This window comes from Mycoplana azooxidifex (assembly GCF_014196765.1).
In the GTDB taxonomy this organism is placed as follows: Bacteria; Pseudomonadota; Alphaproteobacteria; order Rhizobiales; family Rhizobiaceae; genus Mycoplana; species Mycoplana azooxidifex.
Window position 1 is genome coordinate 219,131 of record NZ_JACIEE010000009.1, and the last position, 22,667, is coordinate 241,797.

The window sequence follows — 22,667 nt, forward strand, 5'->3', positions numbered from 1 at the left end:
GACTCTCGGATCGGGCTACTTTTCACTATCTCGAATCCTTCGAATTTGCGCCACTCTTCGTGCCGCCGCGTCCGCAGCTCGTACAGCCATGGGCGTCGCGTCTAGCTTCTTGAGATAGATCTGAGTTGTTCGAAAATTCCTGTGGCCCAACGCTTTCTGGACGGCGAAGGGATCGGCGCCGCCCTCGGCAATTTTATTGGCGAAGGTCGACCTCAGTCCATGCAGGGTGTAACCGGGTGGGATACCGGCTTGCTCGCACCAAACGGCCATATGGTTCGTCAGGCTCTTCTGGGAGAACGGCTTGCCGTAAAGGTTGTCGAGCCACCAATAGGCAAGGCAGGCGACAATCAATCCGACTTCGATGAAATCAAGGATCAGGCGGACGCGGAAGATGCCGTTCATTCGAATTCGAACCGCCGCATGTCGTTGAATGTGTACAGGAAGTCCCTGTCGGACCGCGACGTATGGCACCGCTGGCAACGGGCCGTGTTCTCGTCCATGTTGATGGTGCCGTCCGGCTTGAACCATTGAAACTGCCAGTCTTCGGTGCGGCGGTTCTCGTCGTAATCCTGTCCCCAGCCTTCGCCCTTCTCCATGATGAAGTAGCGGAAGACCTTGCCCTCGCGGTAGTCAACCAGTGCGACATGGGTGCCATTCGGGATCGGCTCGCCGCGTTTGACGGCCTCGATCGCCTCGCGCGTGGTCATGATATGCTCAGTCACCTCGCCACGCTCGACGGTGGTGTAGTGGACGAGCTTGTCAATGTCCGGCATGGTTGCCCGGGTTGGTTCGGCGTGGACCTGCACGCCAACGAGGATCACGGCGCTCGCCACGAAGGCGGCTGCTCCGATCGTGTGGATGATCCTATTCATCCGCATCTCCGTTGCTCGGGCTATACTGCTCGTCGGTCACGTGTTCCATCCAATCGACCGTCTTTCCATCCAGGGCCTCCGCGATGGCGATGTGCGACATCGCTTGTTCCGGCGAAGCGCCGTGCCAGTGCTTCACACCGGGAGGAATCCACACGACGTCGCCAGGCCCGATCTCCTGGATGTCGCCATCCCAGTGCTGGACGCGTCCCGTTCCTTCCGTAACGATCAGCGTCTGGCCGAGCGGGTGCGTGTGCCAGGCGGTGCGGGCGGCGGGTTCAAAGGATACGAGGCCGCCGCCGACTCGGGCGGGCGGCGAGGCCTGGAAGCGAGACTGCACCTTGACGGAGCCGGTGAAGTTCTGGGGAGACCCTGCGGTGGCGACCTGAGAGCCGGAGTGGGTGACTACGACGGCACGATCAGGTTCGGCGAGAGCTGCCGAGGCGCTAAAGGCCACGGCGGCGGTGAGCATCGATCTGGTGTTCATGGACTACTTCTCCGCAAATACATCTTTGGCGATTGCGACGGCGGAGACGCCACTCGGCCATCCTGAATAGAACGCCATGTGGGTGATCGTTTCGACGATCTCCTCCTTGGTCAGGCCATTCTGCAGCCCCAGGCGGATATGAGAGCGAAGCTGATCGGGGCGATTGAGCGCGATCAGGGCCGAGATCGTCACAAGGCTCCTGTCGCGTTTGGATAGCTCGGGGCGTTCCCATATGTCTTTGTAGAGGACGTCATCGGTTAGTTCCGCCAGTTTCGGCGCGGTGCCACCCATCAACTGCTGAGCTCGAGAGGTCACGGGGCTGTCCTTTGCTTCGCTATTTGACTGGGCACAGGCAGCGCCCGGCATCGCCGCCACGACGATGCCGACGGTGAGGAAAGTGTTCAGGAGGAGATGCTTCATCGGGTTCCACCTCAGACCAGCGTTCGGTTGAAAAATGGTGTCAGCTTGTCCAGCGCCGACTGGACATATTCGGGAACCCAGTAGGTCTCGATGTGCTTCGCGCCCTTGATCTTGAAGAGTTCCTTGTCCTTGGTGCCAGTGGCCTTGGGGAAGGCGTCTTCGGTCATGTAAAGGGTGTCAGCGTCGCTGCCTGCAATCATCAGCAGCGGGACGTCAATCAGCTCGATCTCGTCTGTGGCATCCCAGCGCATCAAGTCCATCAGGCTGCTCATCGTGTATTTGAAGGTCGAGCCGGGATGGGCATTGGTGCGCCAGTAGTAGTGGTAGCCCTGACGATAGAGATCGAATGGGAGGGCATCGATCTGCGCGTCCGTCAGATTGGCGTCGCCCGCATAGATCATCTCTCCGCCCGCAGCCTCCTGGGTACGGGCCGCGGATGCCTGCTGCAACCGCTTCTGGATCGAATCCATCTGCGAGTCCTGGAAGCCATTGCGGCGGACGCGTCCCGAATTGAACATGCTGAGCGTCGCTACGGACTTGAATCGCTTGTCGGTCTTGGCAGCAGCCAGCGAGTAGCCACCGCCGCCGCATATGCCGAACAGTCCAAGCCGTGCGGTGTCGACGCCGGGGAAGCCACTAATGAAGTCGGCCATCCCATGGATGTCCTCGATGCGGTACTGAGGCTTGTCGACGCTCCGTGGTGCGCCGCCGCTTCCCCCCTGATAGGCGGCGTCGGCCGTGATCGTGATGAAGCCCCGTTCCGCGAGACGCTGGGCATACAGGCCTGTTGTCTGCTCCTTCACGCCTCCGTTGGGATGCGCGAGGACGATTGCAGGGTACTTCTTGTTGGGATCGTAGCCGGCCGGGGTGTAGACATTGGCGACGATGTCCAGGCCATTGAGCTTGTACTTCACCGGATGGATGTTGACCTTGCCCGGCTCGTTCCTGGTGATCGCACCATCGTAGACGAGGGTGAAAGGATTCTGCTTGTAGTCGGCTGCGACAGCCTTGGTGGTTGCCATGGTTGAAACTCCTAACATTGCCCCGGAGATGAAGAGGGCGGATGCTCCGAGGAACTCACGTCTCTTCGTGTTGATGATTTCGTCGGTCATCGTAGGTATCCTCAGTTTGTCGGACGTGCGCGGGGCGTGCTGCCGGGTCAGTCCAGCTTCTTGTCGGCGAGGAACTTCGAGACCTGATCGGCGATCTCGACATTGTTCAGGTCCGACATCAGGAAATGCGTGCCACCTTTGATGCCGATGTCCGGCAGGTGGACGAGCGTCGCGTCGCCGCCATGCTTGTTGACGGCGGCGACCCAGAGCTTCGCCATCGCCAACCGGACACGCCAGTTGTCCTGTCCGCGCTCGGCGGTGGGCTCGGTCGGGAAGTTGTCGCCGTAGTAGATGACGATCGGCAGGCGGGTCAGCTTCTCGAAGTCGGCCGCAGGAACGGCCTCGCCCTTGAGCGTGCCGGCAGCACTCGGCATGTCGGCCGGGACCTCGCCTTCGGGGAAGATAAAGCCGCTACCCGGCTCAAGCGCCACGATGCCCTTGACGTTCGGATTCCTGATTGCCGTCAGCCATCCCGGGCCGCCTGCCTGAGAATGCGTGAACAGGATTCCAGGTCCAGTCTTGTCGAACAGCGCCGACATGGCATCCGAGATCACGTTGGCATCGAAAGGTCCGGTGTTCGGGGTGACGGACCGGAAGAACTGATCGAGCGCCGTCGGATCACGGGAGAATTGTACGTTGCTGAAGTAGTTCGGCCACTTGCCGATGCGGAACTGGTCGAAGAAGAGCTGGTCGTAGGGCGTTGGCTCGATCGTCGTGCCGACCGTGCTGTTGCCAGCGCGGCCTCGGCGCGGCTGGTCCACGATATAGGTCGAGTAGCCGCGCCGGAGGAAGATGTTCTGGAATCCTTCGCGGCCGTCCGGTGTCGTCTCCCAGCTACGTCCGGACTGATAGGCTCCGTGGAGCATGACAATCGGGAGCGGCTTCGGATTCTGCGGAGCCTGATAGAATACGTAGGCGTGGTCGCCGTGCAGGGTCTGGCCTTCGGCCGTCGGCGCGTTGTTGTCGTAAGTCCCGGGTGTGGTCGACACCGTGCCGCCGACCGCGAAGCTGCCCTGCTCCTGTATGACCAGGGGTTCAGGCTTCGTGACGTCGGAAGCCGAAGCCGAAGCCGGCATCGATGCTCCCAGACCACACAGAAATGTCAGTACGGTCGCCAGCGTTTTGAATTCGGGTCTCATCATACTCTCTCGAGGATTGCGATGAGAAACGATATCCCGAGTAGGCTGACCGGATTAGTCGGCGCGAACAGGATGAGGTTATTAGCTGTCCTAATCAATCACGAATTGTTGATTACTTTTTCGATAATGTTCGGAGGGCGCATCGACCTCGAAGCCCTGGAAATAGCGCTAAAGGAGCTGATTGTTTTGCGTTCGGCGCAGTTCTGCTGCCACAGGATTGTCCAAATTACAAAGTTTGCGCTCTTGTACCGCCATAGGACTTTCACGCACCCCGGCGACCACATCAAGTGTCCGGAGATATGCCTTGGAAACCGATACGCCGACGCTGGCCGAGCCGACGAGTCGAGCACTTGCATTCGCTGAGCGGAGGGGAATCAAGCTCGCGGTGTATGGCCGGACCGTCGCAGCGTCGCTGATGGCGGGGGCGGCGCTGTGGGGCTACTTGCGGTCGGCAGCGCCTGCGGCCTCAAATACCTGGGCTCCACGAGCGTCCGGAATAGGCAGAGGCGCGTCGACCTATATGTGCTGTCAGATTGATCGTACTCGGGGTTCGCACCGGGGCAAACCGATATGCACGGAAGCTGGAAACCAGTGACACATCTCTTCGATCCAAAAAAGCGCTCGACGGAATTGGATTCACGTAGGCGATACCGGAACTGACGTATCCGCTTTTGGGCCCGAAGCTGACATAGAGGACTCGATACGGCTTCGCGCCCTCCTTCCGGCCGTTCGCCCAACACTGTGAGGATCCTGCAAGCCGCCCGGTCCGCTTTGCCTCGAACGCAATTTTTGTGCCCTGGCTTTGGAGCTAGGCAACCGGGTCGGTTGGCGGCAATAATTTCCGCTTCTTACCGGCCGCGGCGACCGATCATCTGGCTAGAGCTCAGCTGGTGGGCACCGGGCATGAATGTCTAATTTCCCATATTTACTTTTATAACGATATAATGCAAATTCTGCGATGTCCGGCTCAGGAGGTGAGCCCCGCGATGCGAGGAGGAGAAATCGCGATGCGCAATTTTATGAAATACGGTTTGATGGCCGCCATCGTCGGAAGCGTTCTTAGTTTCGGAAGCCTTTCGGCAACTGCACAGGATCTCGAGCTGACAATCACGGCCCCTGCGGGTGCGGGTGGCGGTTGGGACTCTGCATCCCGTTCGCTGCAGGAGGCTATGATGGCGACGGGCAACGCAAAGAGCGTGCAGGTGGTCAACGTTCCGGGTGCGGGTGGGACTGTCGGCCTTGCCCAGTTCATTGGATCGGCCAAAGGTAGCCCCAATCAACTGCTGGTCGCTGGCATTACCCTTGTAGGCGCTAGCATTTCCAACAAGTCTCCGGTCAACCTGACGCAGGTAACGCCTCTCGCGCGCCTCACCGGCGATCCTCTCGTCATTGTGGTCTCAAAGGACTCCCCCATCAAAACGATCGACGATCTCCTGGCCACCATCAAGACGGACGTCGCCAAGACGATCTGGGTCGGCGGGTCGGCTGGTGGTGCTGACCATATTCTGGCAGCTCTGGTGACCAAGGCGGCCGGGGCAGATCCGGCCAAGATCAACTACGTCGCATATTCCGGTGGTGGCGAGTCTCTCGCGGCAATGCTTGGCGGCCAGGCTACTGCCGGTGTTTCCGGCTATGGCGAATGGGAAGGCCAGATCAAGTCCGGCGATCTGAGGGCACTGGCGATCTCCTATCCGGAACCGATCGAAGGTATAGAAGCGAAGCCGCTCAAGGCGCAGGGCCTCGACATCGAGCTGGTGAATTGGCGCGGCATCTTCGCCGGTCCGGATGTCCAGGGTGCTGATCTCGATGCGCTCAAGGCCGCCGTGGACAACACAGTTAAATCGGAACAGTGGCAGGCAATCCTGAAGGCCCGCGGCTGGTCCGACTATTACGCGCCCACCGATGAATTCAAGACTTTCATCGCATCGGAGAATGACCGCGTCAGGTCCATCCTGACCTCCATTGGCCTTGCCGATTGATGTGACGCTGGAAGGGAGGGGCTCTGCTCCTCCCGCTTGCGACGAGGACACAATGACTCCTAGACCGATCCACACTCCGAACCGTCCCCCGGCGGTGATTGCCATCGTATTGTTCGCGATAGCAGTGATCACCTACTGGGACGCCAGTCAGATGACGACCCGCGCGGCCTACGGAATGAGCGCGAGTGCCGCGTCCTATTTCGTCGCCCTCCTGTTTGCCGTTCTTGCGGTCGGGCATCTGGTGTCCGCGTTCAAGCCCTCGAATGTCGAAGTGGAAGTCGCGGACTGGAAGGCCGTTGGCTGGATCGGCCTCGCATTGTGTGGGCTCATTGGCTCGATATGGCTTGGCGGTGGTTTCATCCTCGGGTCGACCCTGCTCTTCGCTCTGACTGCCCACGCTTTCGGCCGCCGAGCGTTCCTAGTTGACCTCTGTCTCGGGGCCGCTATCGGCGTGTTCGTGTTCCTACTGTTCAACAAGCTGCTGACGCTTGCGCTGCCGCAAGGCCCGCTCGAGAAGCTTTTCTGAGGTTCGTCAGATGGATTCCATTTCCTTCCTCATCGAGGGCTTTGCGCTTGCGATCCAGCCCGCAAACCTGATTTATGCTGCGATCGGCGTGATGATTGGCACGGCTGTCGGCGTTTTGCCGGGGATCGGTCCGGCGTTGACCGTCGCATTGCTATTGCCAGTGACATTCAAGCTCGATCCGGGCGGCTCGATCATCATGTTCGCCGGGATCTACTACGGGGGCATGTATGGCGGTTCCACCACTGCAATTCTTCTGAATACACCCGGTGAAAGTGCCTCGGTCGTTACGGCCCTCGAAGGCAACAAGATGGCCCGATCGGGCAGAGGCGGTCCGGCACTTGCAACCGCGGCGATAGGATCGTTCGTAGCCGCTCTCATAGCCACCCTTGGCCTTGCTTTTCTGGCTCCGATACTGGTCAAGGTTGCCGTGAAATTCGGTCCCTGGGACTACTTCGGTCTGATGCTGATCGCATTCGTGACCGTCTCTGCGACCTTCGGTTCGTCGCCGATGCGCGGTCTCACGAGCCTGGCATTTGGCCTCTGGCTCGGCCTGATGGGGATCGATCAGCTCACCGGACAGGCCCGGCTGACGTTCGGCGTTCCAGAACTCCTCGATGGCGTGGAAGTCACCACCCTGGCGGTCGGCCTGTTTGCAATCGGCGAGGCGTTTTTGGTGGCCTCCCGCCACCTCCATAAGCCGGAAAAGCCCATTCCGGTGAAAGGGTCGATCTGGATGACGAAGGAAGACTGGGGACGCTCCTGGAAGCCCTGGCTTCGCGGAACCGTTCTCGGCTTCCCGATTGGCGCATTGCCGGCCGGCGGTGCCGAAATCCCGACCTTCCTCAGCTACAACATCGAACGCAGGCTGAGCAGGAAGCCTCAGGAGTTCGGTCAGGGCGCAATCGAGGGTGTAGCCGGGCCCGAGGCTGCCAACAACGCATCGGCAGCCGGCACACTCGTCCCGCTTCTGACACTCGGGCTACCGACGTCGGCGACCGCCGCAGTGATGCTCGCCGGGTTCCAGCAATATAATATCCAGCCAGGTCCACTGCTGTTCACCCAGCATGCCGATCTGGTGTGGGGGCTAGTCGCAAGTCTCTTCATTGCCAATGTCATGCTGCTCGTCCTCAACCTCCCGCTGGTCGGCATGTGGGTGAAACTGCTCAAGATCCCGTTGCCATGGCTTTATGCTGGCATTCTGGTTTTCGCGTCGATGGGAACGATAGCGGCCAATCCCTCTGTTGTGGAGCTCCTCCTTTTGACGGGATTCGGCGTCATCGGTTTCCTGATGAGGAGATACGACTATCCGATAGCGCCGGCTGTTGTCGGCCTGATCCTAGGCCCGCTCGCCGACAACGCGCTGCGTCGATCCTTGCAGATGAGCCTTGGTGATCCAATGATACTGTTCCAGCATCCCAGCTCCGCGATCATGATCGCCATTGCGACGATCGCCTTGATTGCGCCCTTTATCTTCCGTGGGTTGTCGCGGTTCCAGCACGACGAGGATTGACGCGCGGCGGCTCGTGCCGACTAAGTCATGAGCAGGATGAACTGGTCCGATTGTCATAGTGAAGAAGAAGTGGCTCGAGACGGACATGGCAAGAAATAGCCTCTCACCTCAGATCAGCACGAGCATCATCGAGTTCGTGCGGGCCAATGGCATGCGAAAAGGCGAACACCTGCCGTTGCAGATGCTTGCTGATACGTTTCGCGTTTCCCGTGCGCCGGTCATGAGTGCGCTACGCAAGCTGGAAGAGCGGGGCATCGTCCGTGCTGAACCCAATCGCGGATATTTCCTCGGGATGGATAGCGATAAGATCGAGGTGGCGAAGGAGGACGGAGGCGAACATCCGGAGGGCGACGAGGCCGCCTACTTCCGGATCGCGGAAGACCGCCTTTCCGGCGCTCTGAGCGAGCGTGTGAGCGAAAGCGAACTCATGCGGATCTATGAACTGCCGCGCACGAAGCTTTTGAAGGTTCTCCATCGCATCGCCGAGGAGGGATGGATCGAGAGGCTTCCAGGAAACGGATGGTCGTTTACAAGAACCCTCACTTCCCGTCAGAGCTACGAGGAGGGCTATGTCTTTCGTGCCGTTATCGAGCAGCAGGCCATGTTGTTGCCGACGTTCGAGCTGAACAAGGAAGGCTTCCTCAAGGCGCGTGAAACACAGACGGCGCTGCGCGACGGCGGATACGAACACTGGTCGCGCGCAGAGATCTTCAAGGCGAACAACGACTTCCATGAGACGCTTGTTGCTTGCGCAGGAAACGAATTCTTCCTGGATTCCATCAAGCGCATCAACAGACTGCGCCGGCTTGTCGAGTATCACGTCACGATCGACAGAAGCCGGTTGCCGAGGCAGACGACGGAACATCTGCATATCCTGGACCTGCTCGAAGCCGGTCGACGAACCGAGGCGGCCGCTTTTCTTTACACCCACATTATGGGCGCAGGTCGCATAAAGGCCCCGCAGGTCTAATTCGCATGCCAACTAGCTGTTTTGAGATTCCGGTGAGACGGATGAGGTGAGAGTGCGGCGATTCTCAAAATGCACCATATGATCATATAATGAAAAAATGGAGGTCTTAGCTCCAGATCGCAATCGCCACCAACGACTACATGCGGAAGTGCAGAGCCAATGATGACAGAGAAAATCACCATCGAGAATGAGGAATATGACTTCATCGACCTGCCGCAGGTGGCCGGCGATAAGCTCGAACGCCTTCCCTATATCCATCGCATCTTGCTGGAGAACGTGCTTCGTACCGCGGGACAAGATGCTGAACGGGCGAAGGCGGCAATCCTCGGATGGATCGATACCGGCACCAGCGACCAGGAGATCCCGTTCCTGCCAAACCGCGTTCTTATGCATGACACGACCTGCGGTCCGGCCCTTGTCGATATCGCCGGCATGCGTTCTGCGCTTGCGGAGGCCGGCGCTGATCCGGCACTGCTCAATCCCGTAGTGCGCGTCGACGTCTCCACCGACCACTCAGTGGCGGTAGATTTCTTTGGTGGCGTGGGCGCACTAGAGCGCAACATGGCGCGTGAGTTCGAACGGAACGCTGAGCGATACCGCTTCATGAAATGGGCGACCAGTACCCTGGCGGACTTTCACGTCCATCCTCCCGGGACGGGTATCATGCACACCCTGAACCTCGAAAAGCTGGCGACGGTGGTGAGCCTTGTTCCCAATGAAGAAAAGCGCTGGATTGCGCCAGACACTCTGATCGGTACCGACAGTCACACCCCCATGATCAACGGCATCGGGGTGCTTGCCTGGGGCGTGGGAGGGCTGGAGGCGGAAAGCGTCTTCTTCGGCATGCCGGTTGCCCTTCGCGTGCCCGACGTCGTCGGCGTGAGACTGTCGGGAAAACTGAAAGATGGCGTGCTGGCGACGGACCTGGCTCTTGTGGTGACGCACGTCCTTCGCCGTATCGACCTTCAGGACAAATACGTCGAATTCTATGGACCTGGCGTGTCGGAACTCACGGCCGGCGATCGCTCCGTCGTTGCGAATATGACCCCTGAATTCGGTGGCAACAGCGGATATTTCCCGATCGACACGAACACGCTTGCCTATCTGCGCTCCACCGGACGAGTGGAGGTCCACATACGCCTGGTGGAGACGTACTGCCGTCGCGTCGGCCTCTGGTTCGATCCTGAGGCGACGCCGCGCTACACAAGCGTTGTCGAAATCGACCTGTCTCGTGTTGAACCGAGTCTTGCCGGACCTTCCCGGCCGCAGGATCGGTTGCCCGTCAGCCAGACCAGAGCTGCCATCGCGCCGATGAAGAAGGATGGAACGCCGGCCGCTGGTGGGGGCGGGCCTGATGACGGTGCTGTTGCTATAGCGGCCATCACAAGCTGCACCAATACGTCAGATCCCAGACTTGTCCTGGCCGCAGGCCTGCTCGCCCGTAAAGCCCGGATATACGGGCTTCACCCACCGCACTGGGTCAAGACCTCTCTAGCGCCGGGCTCGCCAACGGCCGAGCGTTATCTCCGGCGCTCCGGCATCCTTTCGGACCTCGAGGCCGTGGGCTTTGGGATCGTTGGGTATGGCTGCACGACCTGCATCGGCAACTCCGGTCCGCTGACGGAGCCGATTTCCAAAGCGATGACCGAACGTGGCATCCTCCCTGTCGCAGTCCTCTCCGGCAACAGGAATTTCCCCGGACGCGTTCATCCGCAGCTCGAGGCGGGCTTCCTGGCCTCGCCACCGATGGTGATTGCATTCGCATTGGCTGGAACTGTTGACCTCGACATCTTGACTGACGTCATCGGCTATTCGCAGACCGGGGAAGCCGTCACTCTGTCGATGCTGTGGCCGAAGAGTTCCGAGATTGACGAAGCCCTTGCCTTGGCGGCAGACGCAGGTGACTACACGCCTGCCTACGAAGAGGCTGAAGCCAGCCGCGTCTGGCGTGAGCTCGATGCTCCCGAGACGACGATTTTTCCATGGGATGAAGCGTCGACTTACATCCGTCGGCCGCCTTTCGCATGTGTCGGCACAGGAAGTCTACTTGGAAACTATACAGCGCGCCCACTGCTCGTTCTGGGCGACGACATCACGACCGACCACATATCACCTGCCGGCGCCATAGCTGAGGAGAGCGAGACCGGCCGGTATCTCATCGGGATGGGCGACGACCCGAAGGACCTGAACGTCTACGCGTCTCGCCGCGGCAATTGGGAGGCCATGGTTCGCGGCCTATTTACGAACCGCACGGTCGACAACATGTTGGGGGACGGAATACCGGCCGGATCGACCATTCATTGGCCGTCGCAAGAGGTTCTTCCGCTTTGGAGTGCTGCACAAAAATATGCAGCAGCAGATCAGTCTGTCGTGATCATTGCCGGAGAGAGATACGGCATGGGGTCGTCGCGCGACTGGGCAGCCAAAGGTGTCTCACTCCTGGGCGTCCGGGCAGTGCTGGCCTTGAGCTTCGAGCGTATTCATCGCTCCAATCTCATCGGCATTGGAATTCTGCCGATGAGATTGCCACCTCAATATGGTCCTGCAGCACTGGGCTTGGAGGTAGGTGATATCCTTGAAATTGAAGCGGACGAATCTCTCATTGCACCCCGCTGCCCCGTAAACGTAACCATTCGACGGGCCGACGGAACCATCCATGAATTTGTGGCAACAGCGGCAATCGAGACGATGGCCGAAGTCGAGAATCTGAGGGCGGGGGGAATCCTACCGCGCATATTGCAGGACCTGACGTCAGCAAAATGACACAAGGCGCACAAAGCCGACATTTTTCAACTATCGGCTTCGGCGGCTTTACGCCGGCAACTCGGTCGTTCGGATCTTTTACTTGCCGTCCTGAAAGCAGCCATCAAATCTAGTGAGATGACAGACGGTCGATCCGTAGGATTGGCCAGCCCTTAGCGCGACAGTGCATATAGACCGAGAGGCCTCTCCCGAGCCGCCCACCATATAGAGCACACCGTAGGCGATTTCAGGGAGTTCGACGTCGAGCCTGATGGTATAGCTTTGCCGGCCGATGCTTGCAGCCGCGAACTCGGGCAGGGCGACCGGCTCGGTCAAACGCTCAAACCATTGGTCCAATTCACGGCCTCCTTGAATGAGGATATGAACGCAACAAGGTCGCAGTCATGAATTGCGGCGCCCTTTCGTCGGGGGACCCGTCGCTCGGTCATCAAGCCGTGTCGATACTTCGGATATCTGGCGAACTGATCGCAGGCATATTTCGAGTTCGCTCTTGAGCAGGTCACCGACAATACGTCCGACGCGCGAAAGCGGCTTCTTTGCATCGATCGCCAGGCCTACGGTCTGAGGCTCGGCGCCCTTGTCGCGCACTGGCCGGAACAGAAGCGAGCCCGCAATGATCTCCGGTGCAGCATCCAACTCGGATGTGAAGGCGATATATCGGCCGCTTCGCGCCAGATTCTTGACGAGTTGCAGTGAATTGGTCACCACCGCCTTCTGCGGATCGTTGAAAAGCCAACTGTAACGGGCATCCAGATAGCGGCGGATGAATAGCGCTCGGCTTTGCAGGGCGATCGGATAATGCACGGCTTCCTGCAGACTGGTCGTTGCGACTTTGGACAGTTCGTGGCCGGGTGCCACGACGCAGCCGAACGGCAGTTCGGCGCTCCACAGAACATGTACGTCGCGTCGTGGAGACAGATTGAAGGCGGCGATGATATCCGCCTCACCGGACATGAGCATGGTCAACGCGTCGTCGGGGCTTGCTATCTCCACTGCTAGAGAAATACGCGGATGCTGGACCGCCAGCTTCTCAATGAACTGCGGCAGGAAGCCGTTGGCATGGCTATCCATGGCGACCAGCCGCATATGCCCCTGATGGACACCCTGCAACTGCCGGATTTCGGTCACCGCGCGGCGCTCGTCGCTTTTCCAGCGACGAGCGAGCGTGATCAGGGCATCGCCCGCCGCCGTCAGCCGCATTCCGCGTGGCAGGCGTTCGAAAAGCTCGACTCCCAGATCCTCCTCCAGCAGCAGGATCTGCCGGTCGATTGCGGATGCCGCAACATTCAGTTCTTTCGCGGCCTTCTGGATCGAGCCGGAGCGAGCGACCTGATCGGCATAGCGTAGCGATGCAGGTACCAGAGATCCGCGCATCCAATATCCTTCGGCATTCTAATTTCTCGAATGGAGAATTGCCCATTCTGCGATAGACGGCAACGCGAATCTCCTCGATTGTCAAGGCGGAGAGCAAGGCAAGATACCGCCGAAGGTGAATTCTGATGCGAAGCATGGAAAGAACAATACCCTTCGAAACTCCGCGGGAGAGCGAAGAGGTAATGGCGGCCGGCCCCGTCGCCGGACGCTTCTCGCGCCCCGCCGAAATGTTCTGGACGGCATTTTCGTCGACCCGCCATACAGGCCTGTTTCTCGTTGCTCCAGCGCTTCTGTTCCTGGCGATCTGGTTCCTCTGGCCGGTCCTCTCGATGATCGTGTCGAGCTTTTCTTCCCACAGCGTCGATGGCGTGATGGTCGAGGGCATCACGTTCGAAAACTATACCCGCCTATTTTCCTCCGATCTTTATTTCAGAATCCTGATGCGGACCGTGCGGATCGCGCTGCTGACCAGTCTCTGTGCCATGGTCTTCGCCTACCCGCTGGCCATCGCCATCGCACGTGGCGGCCCGTCGCTCGCAAGACTCGTGACGATCACGATCCTCGCGCCGCTTCTGGTCAATGTGGTCGTCCGTTCCTATGGCTGGCAGACGATCCTTAACAAGGCCGGCGCGTTCGCCTGGATTTTGAAACAGGTTGGCATCACCAGCCCGCCAGTCCTGCTGTATACGGAATGGGCGGTCCTGATCGCTTGCGTCCATGTGTATCTGCCCTTCATGGTCATGCCGCTCGCAGCCGCGATAGGCCGCATCGACCGCACGGTCGAGGAAGCGGCACGCGTCGCAGGCGCAACAAGGCTCAAGGTCTTTATCCGGATCGTTTTCCCGCTCAGCCTGCCGGGGCTGGCCGTCGGAGCATCGCTGGTCTTCTCGCTAAGTTCGGCGGCCTATGTCACGCCGCAGATCCTTGGCGGCAATTTCTCACCGCTCTTGGGCACGCTCATCGAGCAGCAGATCCTGACACTCAACGACTGGCCCTTCGGCGCCGCCATCTCCACGCTGCTGATCGTCATGGTGCTGACCGTCAACCTCGTCTTCCTTAATGCAGTCAACCGGCGCTTCGCCCGCTGGACGGAGAGCGCCCGATGACCGAAACTGTCAGTCCAGCCATCAGGATCGTCGTTGCAATCATCCTTCTGATGGTGGTCGCACCGCTCGTCGTGCCACTGCTCATGTCGATCTCCGACACGGCCTTCATCGTCTTCCCGCCGCAGGGCTTCACCCTGAAATGGTACGCCGCGGTGCTCGCAAACCCGGAAGCGCGGGGCAGCTTCTTATTCTCCCTTGAACTGGCGGCGATCGTCACGACGGTTTCGCTCGTGCTCGGTATTCCTTGTGCCGCAGGACTCACGCGTTTCAAGGTGCCCGGACAGGACATCATGCTCGGCATCATTCTATCGCCGCTCATCGTGCCGCTCATCGTTACCGGTATCGCGCTGCTGCAGTTCTTCTCGATGATGAATTTCCGCGCCACGCTGCTGCAGCTTGTTATCGGTCACACCGTCGTCTGCTTACCCTATGTGATCCGGTCGGTGTCAGCGAGCTTCGTTCTGGCGAACCGCAATCTGGAAGATGCTGCAGCCGTTCTTGGTGCGCCGCCGCATGTTGTCGCGACGCGGATCGTCTGGCCACAGGTAAGGCCCGGCATCCTCGCCGGCGGCGTGTTCTGCTTCATCGTGTCTTTTGACGACTACCCAATCTCGATGTGGCTTGCCGATGGTAACCACTTCCCGATTCCGCTGTATCTCTACACCGTCATTGAACGATCCTTCGATCCTTCGATCGCGGCTATCGCCTCGCTGATGATCTTCTTCGCTCTGCTTCTCGTGCTCGTCATCGAAAGGGTTTTCGGGATCAACCTCGCCCGCTTGGCAAGCTGATCCGGTCCTCAGTCTCCAATCACCGAATCAACCACAATAGGGGAAGTTACATGACAGACATTTCAAGACGTAAATTCGGCAAGCTTGCGCTCGCTACCGCAGCGCTTGCCGCACCCTTGGCGGCCCCGGCGGGTTTCGTCCGCAATGGCTTCGCCGCCGGCAAGGAAATCCATGTGGGGATCTGGGGCGGCTCGCAAGGCGAGTTCGTCAAGAAGGAAATCATTCCGGCTTTCGAGAAGGATTTCAACTGCAAGGTCACGGCGGAAGAGGGCTTCACGCTTGCAAATGTCGGCAAGATGCGCGCGACAAAGGACAATCCGAAGTTCTCGGTCATGTTCATTGACGACGTGGCCATTCCGATCTGCAAGGCGGAGGACCTGATCGACCAGTTGCCGAAAGGTGACATGCCCGCGCTTGCCAACCTCTATGACAAGTTCGCTTTCGGCGGCTGGGGCAGCGCACTTGCGATATCGGTCGCAAGCATGTTCCACAATACTGCCGTCAGCCCTCCGGCAAGCTATGCCGACCTGTGGAAGCCGGAATATGCCGGCAAGCTGAAGCTTGTCAGTCCGAAGAACACGCCTTCGGTCTTCTTCTTGATCGTCGCAGCGTCGATCAAGTCCGGAAAGCCGTTTGCAGAGGCGCAGTATCTGATCGATGACAGCTTCGACAAGGTCGCCGAACTGAAGCCGAACATCATGAACCTGTTCGACAACGGTCCGCAGGCTGCGAACGAGGTGGCACAGGGCCAGGCAGACATCGGTCTTCTGGAGCTGTCAAAATACATCTATCCCTACACGGCCAAGGGCGCGCCGGTGACCATGAGCTTCCCGAAGGAAGGCAGCTTCGCCGGTAACAACTGCCAGGTCCTCGTCAAGGGCGGGCCGAACCGGGATGTCGCGGTCGCTTTCATGAACCGCATGCTTGAACCCAAGGTCCAGAAGGCCTTCAGCGAATATGCCCTGACGGCACCGCCGGTCAGCGGCATTGAATTCTCGGCAGACACATTGAAATACATCGCCTATCCGCTTTCCGAAATGGACAAGCGTGGTCTGTTTACGCCCGACTGGGAATTCATCAATGCCAAGCGTTCCGCTTGGACCGAGAAGATGAACGGCATTTTCGCCGTCTGACCTTGAAGCCTGAGCGACGGCCGGCGGATCGCCGGTCGTCTCGAACCGATGGAGAGTGCCGATGGGCAATCCTGCAGTGACAACCAACCGCGGCGGCGGCAGTGTCAGCCTTAGCGGCATCAGCCGGAGATATGGCGCCAGCCAGGTGGTCAGCGACGTGAATCTGGAAGCGCGAAGCGGCGAGATCCTGGCGCTACTCGGCCCCTCCGGGTGCGGCAAGACGACGACGCTGCGCATGATCGCCGGCCTCGTCCAGCCGACATCGGGCGAGATCTCCATCGACGGAAAGCCGGTGACCACGCTTCCGGTCCATCGCCGCAATCTCGGCATGCTGTTCCAGAACTATGCCCTGTTTCCGCATATGACCGTTCTGGAAAACGTCGCCTTCGGCCTGTCGATGCGCGGCACCCCGAAGGCGGAAATGGCCCATCGCGTGAAACAGGCGTTGGCGCTCACGCATCTGACCGGTTTCGAAGATCGCATGCCGGCCGCCCTTTCCGGCGGGCAGCAGCAGCGTGTCGCGCTTGCCCGCGCGATCGTCTACCAACCGAAGGTCCTTCTCCTCGACGAGCCCTTCGGAGCGCTTGACAAGAAGCTCCGCGAGGCGATGCAGATCGAATTGCGCCAGCTCTGCAACAAACTGGGGCTGACGACGATCCTCGTGACCCACGACCAGGAAGAGGCGCTTGTGCTGGCCGACCAGATCGCAGTCATGCGCGGCGGACGCATCGAGCAGGTTGCCTCCGCACGCGAGGTCTACGAGCGACCGGCATCGCATTTCGTCGCGGATTTCATCGGTACGTCGAATTTCATACCCTCGGCGGTCCTCGAAAGCCGGAACGGCATGACGACCCTGGCGGGACTTTCCGGGAATGTTTTCACCAGCAGCATGACGACCAACCTTGGCGCAGGCGAAAAGGCGATCGTTGCAGTCAGGCCGGAAAGCATCCGTCTTACACCCGGCGAGCCTTCCGGTGGAGAGACCAACACGATCAGCGGAAACGTTCTCAGAACGGTCTTCAAGGGCCAATCGCTTTCCGTCTGGCTGGACGTTCCGGGCCTCGAATTCGTCTGCGCGCTGCCGATCGAAGCCATCGGCGCGACACCGCCCGAACCGGGAACGAGATGGACCGCGAACTGGTCCGCCGAGCGCACATTGATCGTCCGGGAGCAGTGACAGACAGATGAAGATGACAGCTTCCGTGGCAGCGCGCGCATTCGGCGTGCTCCTGCCTTCGTCCAACCGCGTCGTCGAGCGCGTCACTAGAGCGATCATCGAGGGTTTTCCGGGCATCGATGCATGTTTTTCCCGTGTTCCCTATGGCGGCCATCCCGCCGCGGGCTATGACGAGGCGGCCTTTCTGAACGCGGCAGGAATGCTGGCGCAGGCTCGCCCCGGTGTCATACTGTGGAACGCCACCCGGGGGGCACTGCTCGGTTTCGAACCTGACCGTAAGCTCTGCAAGTTGATCGAACGGGAAACCGGCATCCCCGCAACCACGACGGCGCTGGAGACTGTGGCACTTTTCAGATCACGCTGCATCAGACGCATCGCAATTCTTCAACAGGGCACCCCCGCTGAGGGCGTCCGTCTCGAGGAAAACTTTGCGCGGGAAGGAATAGAGATCGTCACGCGCCGCGACCTTGAGGTCCGCGATAATTTCGAGGCTGCGAACGTCAATATCGAGACCATGGCGCGCCTCGTTGACGAACTTGCCGCTGGCAAGCCCGACGGAATTCTGATCTGGAGCACCAATCTCTCCGGTTACGCGCTTGCCGGAACACTGACGTCCAAGCTTGGCATCACCGTTTTCGATTCTGCTGCAATCGGCATATTGTCTGCTATCCGGAAACTCGGTGTTACAAATGAAGAGTTTTCTTGGGCTTGTCGCGAATTTTGATTCCCAGCTTTATGTTGATGATAGGGCAGAGGGGCGAAAACTCTCAGGCATGCCGGCTTCACCGTTGCTAGCAGTTCAACCTGCCGAGTTTTTCAACGAGATCGGCGGATCCCAGACCTCGGCGGCAATAGCTCTGATGTTAGCTTTTCGTGTTGGGTGTCCTGGCAGCGGACGGTCGGCCAGCGGCCCCAAATCGGCCACTTCTCCAAGCAGAGCCCGTGTCCGCTGTCGGGCGCAAAGTGGACAGAGGCATTTTGACTGCTGTAGGCCCAGATAGGTCGAACATGAGCGGCAAGAGCGGTGGTTGCTACGCGTGAAAGGAACGCTACGCTCGGAAGCGCAGCGCATCCACGACAGCCGCGAATGCCGGAGAGGCATGCCTTCGATTGGGGTAGTACAGATGATAGCCCGCAAACGGCTCGCACCAGTCTTCCAAAACCCGGATTAAATCACCCCTACGGACATCTTCCACCACTTGGTCCTCGGGCATATACGCCAGACCAAGTCCACGTAGCGCGGCGTCGCGACGCATTCCCATGTTGTTGAAGACGAGTTGGCCTTCGACCCTGACCTTGACCTCATGCCCGTCCTTTTCGAACTCCCAGGGAAATATGTTTCCATAGGTGGGCATGCGAATCTGAATGCAGTTGTGGTTCGTGAGGTCTTGGGGCGTTTCGGGCCACGGATTGCGTTGGAAATACGACTTCGCTCCCACGACGGCCATACGCATCTCCGGACCGATCTTAATGGCGATCATGTCCTTGGCGACCTGCTCCCCAAGGCGAACACCCGCGTCGTATCGCTCCGCAACGATGTCCGTCAGCCCGTAGTCCACGGTAATCTCGACGTTGATCTCGGGGTAATTTGGCAGGATTTTTTCGAGTGCGGGAGCGAGAACGGAGATCGCGGCGTGCTCACCCGCCGTGATCCGGACGGTTCCGGCAGGTTTATCCCGCATCTCGCTGAGCGCCGACAGTTCTGACTGGATTTCATCGAACCGAGGCCCCGCCGTCTGAAGGAGGCGCTCTCCCGCAGGCGTCGGCGAGACGCGCCTGGTCGTCCTTGTCAGCAGCCGAAGACCAAGCCGCTCCTCGAGACCGCGCACAGTCTGACTGAGCGCCGACTGGGAGACGCCGAGTTTTACGGCCGCCCGGGTAAAGCTCTCCTCGCGCGCCACCGTGACGAACGCGACCAGATCGTTGAAGTTCTCCTGCGGCATTCATTAGGCGCCCTTATAGCTTCATCCCGATTAGTGCCTCTAATCGAAATGGTCGGCAAGGAATATCTTGCCAGCATCGAAACCGCAGCTTCGTCGTGGAGGACGGCCTTGCAAAGCGCAGAACGGACGAGCGATGCCTACCGAACAATCGACCGCCTCCCATTCAAACAAGACCGCGATCCTCGCCATCATCCTCATCAGCTATGTGATGATCGTCCTCGACATCTCGGTCGTGCTCACAGGGTTGCCCAAGATCCATCACGAACTTGGTTTCACAGATGCTGGGCTTGCCTGGGTGCAGAGCGCCTACACGCTGACTTTCGGGGGATTTCTTCTGCTCGGCGCAAGAGCGGGTGACATCCTCGGCCGCCGTCGGATGTTCATGGTCGGCATGGCGATCTTCACCTTGGCTTCAGTCGCGATCGGTGCCTCGCAATCATCCGCATGGATGCTTGCCTGGCGAGCGATCCAGGGGCTGGGTTCGGCCATTCTCGCACCTTCGACGCTGGCTCTGTTGCAGACACATTTTGACGAGGGCGAAGAGCGTGTCCGGGCGGTGTCGCTCTACAGCGCCGCGGCGGGGGTTTCCGCCACCGTTGGGCTGATCGCCGGCGGCCTTCTCGCCGACTGGCTGTCGTGGCGTGTCGGCTTCCTGCTCAACCTGCCGATCGGGATAGCAATGATCCTCGCGGCGCGCGCCTACATCCCTGAAACAGGCAAGCGTCCAGGTGCCTTCGATGTCCCGGGTGCGCTCACATCGACAATCGGAATGAGCGCGCTCGTCTACGGGTTCATTCGCTCGGCACAGGCAGGCTGGGACGCCACCACCGTCGCAATTCTCCTTTCCTCCATCGTCCTCATTGGCCTGTTCGTTCTGATCGAACGCCGTGCGCGGCAGCCCATTCTTCCGCTCCGCCTGTTCTCTGACGTGGAACGATCGGGCGCCTACGGTGCGCGCGTCCTCTATCTCGCCGCGATGGTCGGGTTCTTCTTTTTCACGACGCTCTATCTTCAGGAAGTCGCCGGCTTCCGCCCCGCTCTCACGGGCCTGGCTTTCGTCCCTGCGACGATCCTGCACGTCCCGATCGCGATGATCGTGCCGCGTCTCATCCGCCGCTTCGGTCGCAATACGGTTCTGGTCGCCGGAATGCTCATCGGCATCATCGCCATGGGCTGGTTGAGCCGTGCGGGCGTGGGATCCGATTACTGGAGCGCCGTAGCGTTGCCGATGATCCTGATCGGGGTCAGCCAGGGTCTGACGCTCAGCCCCCTGACATCCTCCGGTGTGGCCCGTGTGGATCATTCAGATGCCGGAGCGGCCTCTGGCGTGGTCAACGTCGCCCACCAGATTGGAAGCTCCGTCGGTCTCAGTGCCCTTATAGCGATTGCAGCCATTGGATCGGCCGGCCTCAGCGGTGCGGATCTGACCGCCTACCGCGTCTCGCACGCCTTCGACGCTGGAACGGTCATGCTGATCCTAGGGTTTCTGATCACACTGACAACCATTGTCCCGTCGGTCGGCGAGGCTAACTCGGCCAAGCTCGATGAAGCCAGGACTGCCTGCGCTGCCGATGCCTGACCATTCATAAGCTCTTCCAATAGGGACATGCGGTCCTCGGCGTCTAATCCGACCGAACGCACACACTACATTCGACCACGAAGCTGATGGAGAACAACATGTCCAATGAGAACAGCGATACACCGCATCCGGTCGGCGAGAGCGCCGCGCTCAGCCGCCGTCTCTTCCTCGGTGCCACAGGCGCTCTAGCATCGGTTCCGATCCTGGAAGTCGGATCCACGCTGGCGCAGGAGGCGGGCGCTTCTGCCGCCGCGTCTGCGGGGCTTGGCCTTCGCCGGCTCGGCTCGCTGGAGGTTTCCAGCATCGGCATCGGCGTCCAGAACATGAGCCACACGTATCAGACGACGATCGAACCGTCGGGAGCTCAAGGAGCTGAACGAGGCGGTCGACGCCATCGAGATTCGCGGCGCAAGGCTTCCAGATCAGGTGCTTGTCTACTCTGGCGTGGAAGCGCCGCAGCCAAGCTGATCACTCGGGTCGCCCAATATCAAGAAGGAAAAGACAATGCAGAAGCGCAAGCTTGGAAATACCGGACTTGAAGTCTCGGCCCTCGGGTTGGGATGCATGGGCATGACAGGAGTGTACGGGAAGGGCGGCGACAAGGCCGAGATGATCAATCTCATCCGCGCCGCCCATGACCGGGGCGTCACCATGTTCGATACGGCGGAAGCCTACGGGCCGTTTGCAAACGAAGAGCTTCTCGGCGAGGCGCTTCAGCCCATCCGCGACCAGGTTGTCATCGCCACGAAGTTCGGTTTCGACATCGACCTCGAAACCGGACAGCGCGGCTCGGGCGGAACAAACAGCCGGCCGGAGCACATCAGGGACGTCGCCGATGCTGCATTGAGGCGGTTGAGGACCGATCGCATCGACCTCTTCTACCAGCATCGCGTCGACCAGAACGTGCCGATCGAGGATGTCGCAGGCACCATCAAGGAGTTGATGGCCGAGGGCAAGGTGAAGCACTACGGCCTTTCGGAGGCGGGCGTCCAGACGATCCGACGCGCCCACGCGGTCGAGCCGGTCACGGCGCTGCAAAGCGAGTATTCGCTCTTCTGGCGCGGTCCTGAGAAGGAGTTGCTTCCGGTTCTCGAAGAACTCGGCATCGGCTTTGTTCCTTTCACGCCTCTCGGCGCGGGCTTCCTCACGGGGAAGATCGACGAGAACACCAAGTTCGAGGAAGGAGACTTCCGGAATGCGGTGCCGCGCTTCTCTCCCGAGGCTAGAAAGGCCAACCTCGCGCTGGTCGAAGTGATCAAGACGGTTGCGGCACGCAAGCAGGCCACCGCGGCACAGGTGGCGCTTGCATGGCTTCTGGCTCAGAAGCCATGGATCGTGCCGATCCCCGGCACCACCAAAATCCACCGCCTCGAAGAGAATATAGGCGGCGCAGATCTGATGCTGAAACCTGAGGATCTGTCGGAGATCGATCAGGAGGCATCGAAGATAGACGTGCAGGGCGAGCGCCTCCCGGAGGCCGTCCTCAAAATGACCGGTCACTGAACAGTATGACGGGCCGCTCGATCGGCAGGCGGCCCGACGCAACGATGTCCGCATTCGAATCCAAATCCGCCGGACGACCCTCAAGGGCGAAGCCCGGCCCCCTGCGGGCTGCAGGCCTCGTCCTGTCGCTTACGATTGCCCCAATGTCGGCAGCCGCGGAGAAGGCGGACAAATTGTCAGTCCAGCCGGGTCAAGCTGACAAACTCGCGGATAGTTCGTCCGTGCGCCATCTCGCAACTGGCGAGCGAATAGGCCATCTACTCTCACATCCCGCCTTCAAAGGATT

General features: G+C 59.9%; 21 protein-coding genes. 13 read left to right on the plus strand and 8 right to left on the minus strand.

Features of this window, described 5'->3' with window-relative positions; all coding sequences use genetic code 11:
• Positions 1-15: 15 nt before the first annotated feature.
• The 6 genes from GGQ64_RS21420 to GGQ64_RS21445 form a co-directional block, all read right to left on the minus strand.
• Entirely contained in the window at positions 16-402 is a 387-nt protein-coding gene (locus GGQ64_RS21420; protein ID WP_183807369.1) for a tyrosine-type recombinase/integrase, read from the minus strand.
• The gene (locus GGQ64_RS21425; RefSeq protein ID WP_183807370.1) at positions 399-872 is read right to left on the minus strand and encodes a cytochrome P460 family protein; all 474 of its coding nucleotides are present in this window, start codon (positions 870-872) and stop codon (positions 399-401) included. The genes GGQ64_RS21420 and GGQ64_RS21425 overlap by 4 nt, the downstream gene beginning before the upstream one ends.
• Positions 865-1,356: a (R)-mandelonitrile lyase gene (locus GGQ64_RS21430; protein WP_183807371.1), complete on the minus strand. Its 492-nt coding sequence runs from the start codon at positions 1,354-1,356 to the stop codon at positions 865-867. Before GGQ64_RS21430 ends, GGQ64_RS21425 begins: the two co-directional genes overlap by 8 nt.
• Positions 1,357-1,359: 3 nt before the next feature.
• On the minus strand, positions 1,360-1,722 hold the full coding sequence (locus GGQ64_RS21435; protein ID WP_425488531.1) for a carboxymuconolactone decarboxylase family protein: 363 nt from the start codon (positions 1,720-1,722) through the stop codon (positions 1,360-1,362).
• A gap of 65 nt (positions 1,723-1,787) precedes the next feature.
• The gene (locus tag GGQ64_RS21440) at positions 1,788-2,888 is read right to left on the minus strand and encodes an alpha/beta hydrolase (RefSeq protein ID WP_183807373.1); all 1,101 of its coding nucleotides are present in this window, start codon (positions 2,886-2,888) and stop codon (positions 1,788-1,790) included.
• 47 nt (positions 2,889-2,935) lie between these two features.
• Positions 2,936-3,964, minus strand: coding sequence for an alpha/beta hydrolase (locus GGQ64_RS21445; RefSeq protein WP_183807374.1), 1,029 nt, complete (start codon positions 3,962-3,964; stop codon positions 2,936-2,938).
• Between the two features lie 1,070 nt (positions 3,965-5,034).
• Between GGQ64_RS21445 and GGQ64_RS21450 the strand changes: the two genes are divergently transcribed.
• The 5 genes from GGQ64_RS21450 (at position 5,035) to acnA (ending at position 11,775) form a co-directional block, all read left to right on the plus strand.
• Complete coding sequence (locus GGQ64_RS21450) at positions 5,035-6,006, plus strand: Bug family tripartite tricarboxylate transporter substrate binding protein (RefSeq protein ID WP_183807375.1); 972 nt, start codon at positions 5,035-5,037, stop codon at positions 6,004-6,006.
• 52 nt (positions 6,007-6,058) lie between these two features.
• Positions 6,059-6,532, plus strand: coding sequence for a tripartite tricarboxylate transporter TctB family protein (locus GGQ64_RS21455; protein ID WP_183807376.1), 474 nt, complete (start codon positions 6,059-6,061; stop codon positions 6,530-6,532).
• Between the two features lie 10 nt (positions 6,533-6,542).
• Positions 6,543-8,042 (plus strand): tripartite tricarboxylate transporter permease, encoded by a 1,500-nt coding sequence (locus tag GGQ64_RS21460; protein WP_183807377.1) that lies wholly within the window; start codon positions 6,543-6,545, stop codon positions 8,040-8,042.
• An 85-nt stretch (positions 8,043-8,127) separates the two neighbouring features.
• Positions 8,128-9,012 (plus strand): GntR family transcriptional regulator, encoded by an 885-nt coding sequence (locus GGQ64_RS21465; RefSeq protein WP_183807429.1) that lies wholly within the window; start codon positions 8,128-8,130, stop codon positions 9,010-9,012.
• A 162-nt stretch (positions 9,013-9,174) separates the two neighbouring features.
• On the plus strand, positions 9,175-11,775 hold the full coding sequence (gene acnA / locus GGQ64_RS21470) for an aconitate hydratase AcnA (protein ID WP_183807378.1): 2,601 nt from the start codon (positions 9,175-9,177) through the stop codon (positions 11,773-11,775).
• 381 nt (positions 11,776-12,156) lie between these two features.
• Here the strand turns inward: acnA and GGQ64_RS21475 are convergent, their stop codons facing one another.
• On the minus strand, positions 12,157-13,149 hold the full coding sequence (locus GGQ64_RS21475; RefSeq protein ID WP_183807379.1) for a LysR family transcriptional regulator: 993 nt from the start codon (positions 13,147-13,149) through the stop codon (positions 12,157-12,159).
• A 134-nt stretch (positions 13,150-13,283) separates the two neighbouring features.
• Between GGQ64_RS21475 and GGQ64_RS21480 the strand changes: the two genes are divergently transcribed.
• The 5 genes from GGQ64_RS21480 (at position 13,284) to GGQ64_RS21500 (ending at position 18,080) form a co-directional block, all read left to right on the plus strand.
• Complete coding sequence (locus tag GGQ64_RS21480; protein WP_183807380.1) at positions 13,284-14,255, plus strand: ABC transporter permease; 972 nt, start codon at positions 13,284-13,286, stop codon at positions 14,253-14,255.
• Positions 14,252-15,046 (plus strand): ABC transporter permease, encoded by a 795-nt coding sequence (locus GGQ64_RS21485; RefSeq protein WP_183807381.1) that lies wholly within the window; start codon positions 14,252-14,254, stop codon positions 15,044-15,046. Before GGQ64_RS21480 ends, GGQ64_RS21485 begins: the two co-directional genes overlap by 4 nt.
• A gap of 50 nt (positions 15,047-15,096) precedes the next feature.
• Complete coding sequence (locus tag GGQ64_RS21490; protein ID WP_183807382.1) at positions 15,097-16,179, plus strand: extracellular solute-binding protein; 1,083 nt, start codon at positions 15,097-15,099, stop codon at positions 16,177-16,179.
• Between the two features lie 61 nt (positions 16,180-16,240).
• A complete protein-coding gene (locus GGQ64_RS21495) occupies positions 16,241-17,356 on the plus strand; it encodes an ABC transporter ATP-binding protein (protein WP_183807383.1) in 1,116 nt (371 codons plus the stop codon).
• Positions 17,357-17,363: 7 nt separating this feature from the next.
• Positions 17,364-18,080: a maleate cis-trans isomerase family protein gene (locus GGQ64_RS21500; protein ID WP_183807384.1), complete on the plus strand. Its 717-nt coding sequence runs from the start codon at positions 17,364-17,366 to the stop codon at positions 18,078-18,080.
• A 325-nt stretch (positions 18,081-18,405) separates the two neighbouring features.
• On the opposite strand, the gene GGQ64_RS21505 is transcribed toward GGQ64_RS21500, so the two are convergent.
• Entirely contained in the window at positions 18,406-19,299 is an 894-nt protein-coding gene (locus GGQ64_RS21505; RefSeq protein WP_183807385.1) for a LysR family transcriptional regulator, read from the minus strand.
• 67 nt (positions 19,300-19,366) lie between these two features.
• On the opposite strand from GGQ64_RS21505, the gene GGQ64_RS21510 reads away from it, so the two are divergent.
• The 3 genes from GGQ64_RS21510 (at position 19,367) to GGQ64_RS21520 (ending at position 22,381) form a co-directional block, all read left to right on the plus strand.
• Positions 19,367-20,878, plus strand: a complete 1,512-nt coding sequence (locus GGQ64_RS21510; protein ID WP_246422828.1) for an MFS transporter — start codon at positions 19,367-19,369, stop codon at positions 20,876-20,878.
• Positions 20,879-20,976: 98 nt separating this feature from the next.
• Positions 20,977-21,417, plus strand: coding sequence for a hypothetical protein (locus GGQ64_RS21515; RefSeq protein ID WP_183807386.1), 441 nt, complete (start codon positions 20,977-20,979; stop codon positions 21,415-21,417).
• Positions 21,383-22,381 (plus strand): aldo/keto reductase, encoded by a 999-nt coding sequence (locus GGQ64_RS21520; RefSeq protein WP_183807387.1) that lies wholly within the window; start codon positions 21,383-21,385, stop codon positions 22,379-22,381. Before GGQ64_RS21515 ends, GGQ64_RS21520 begins: the two co-directional genes overlap by 35 nt.
• Positions 22,382-22,667: the final 286 nt, after the last annotated feature.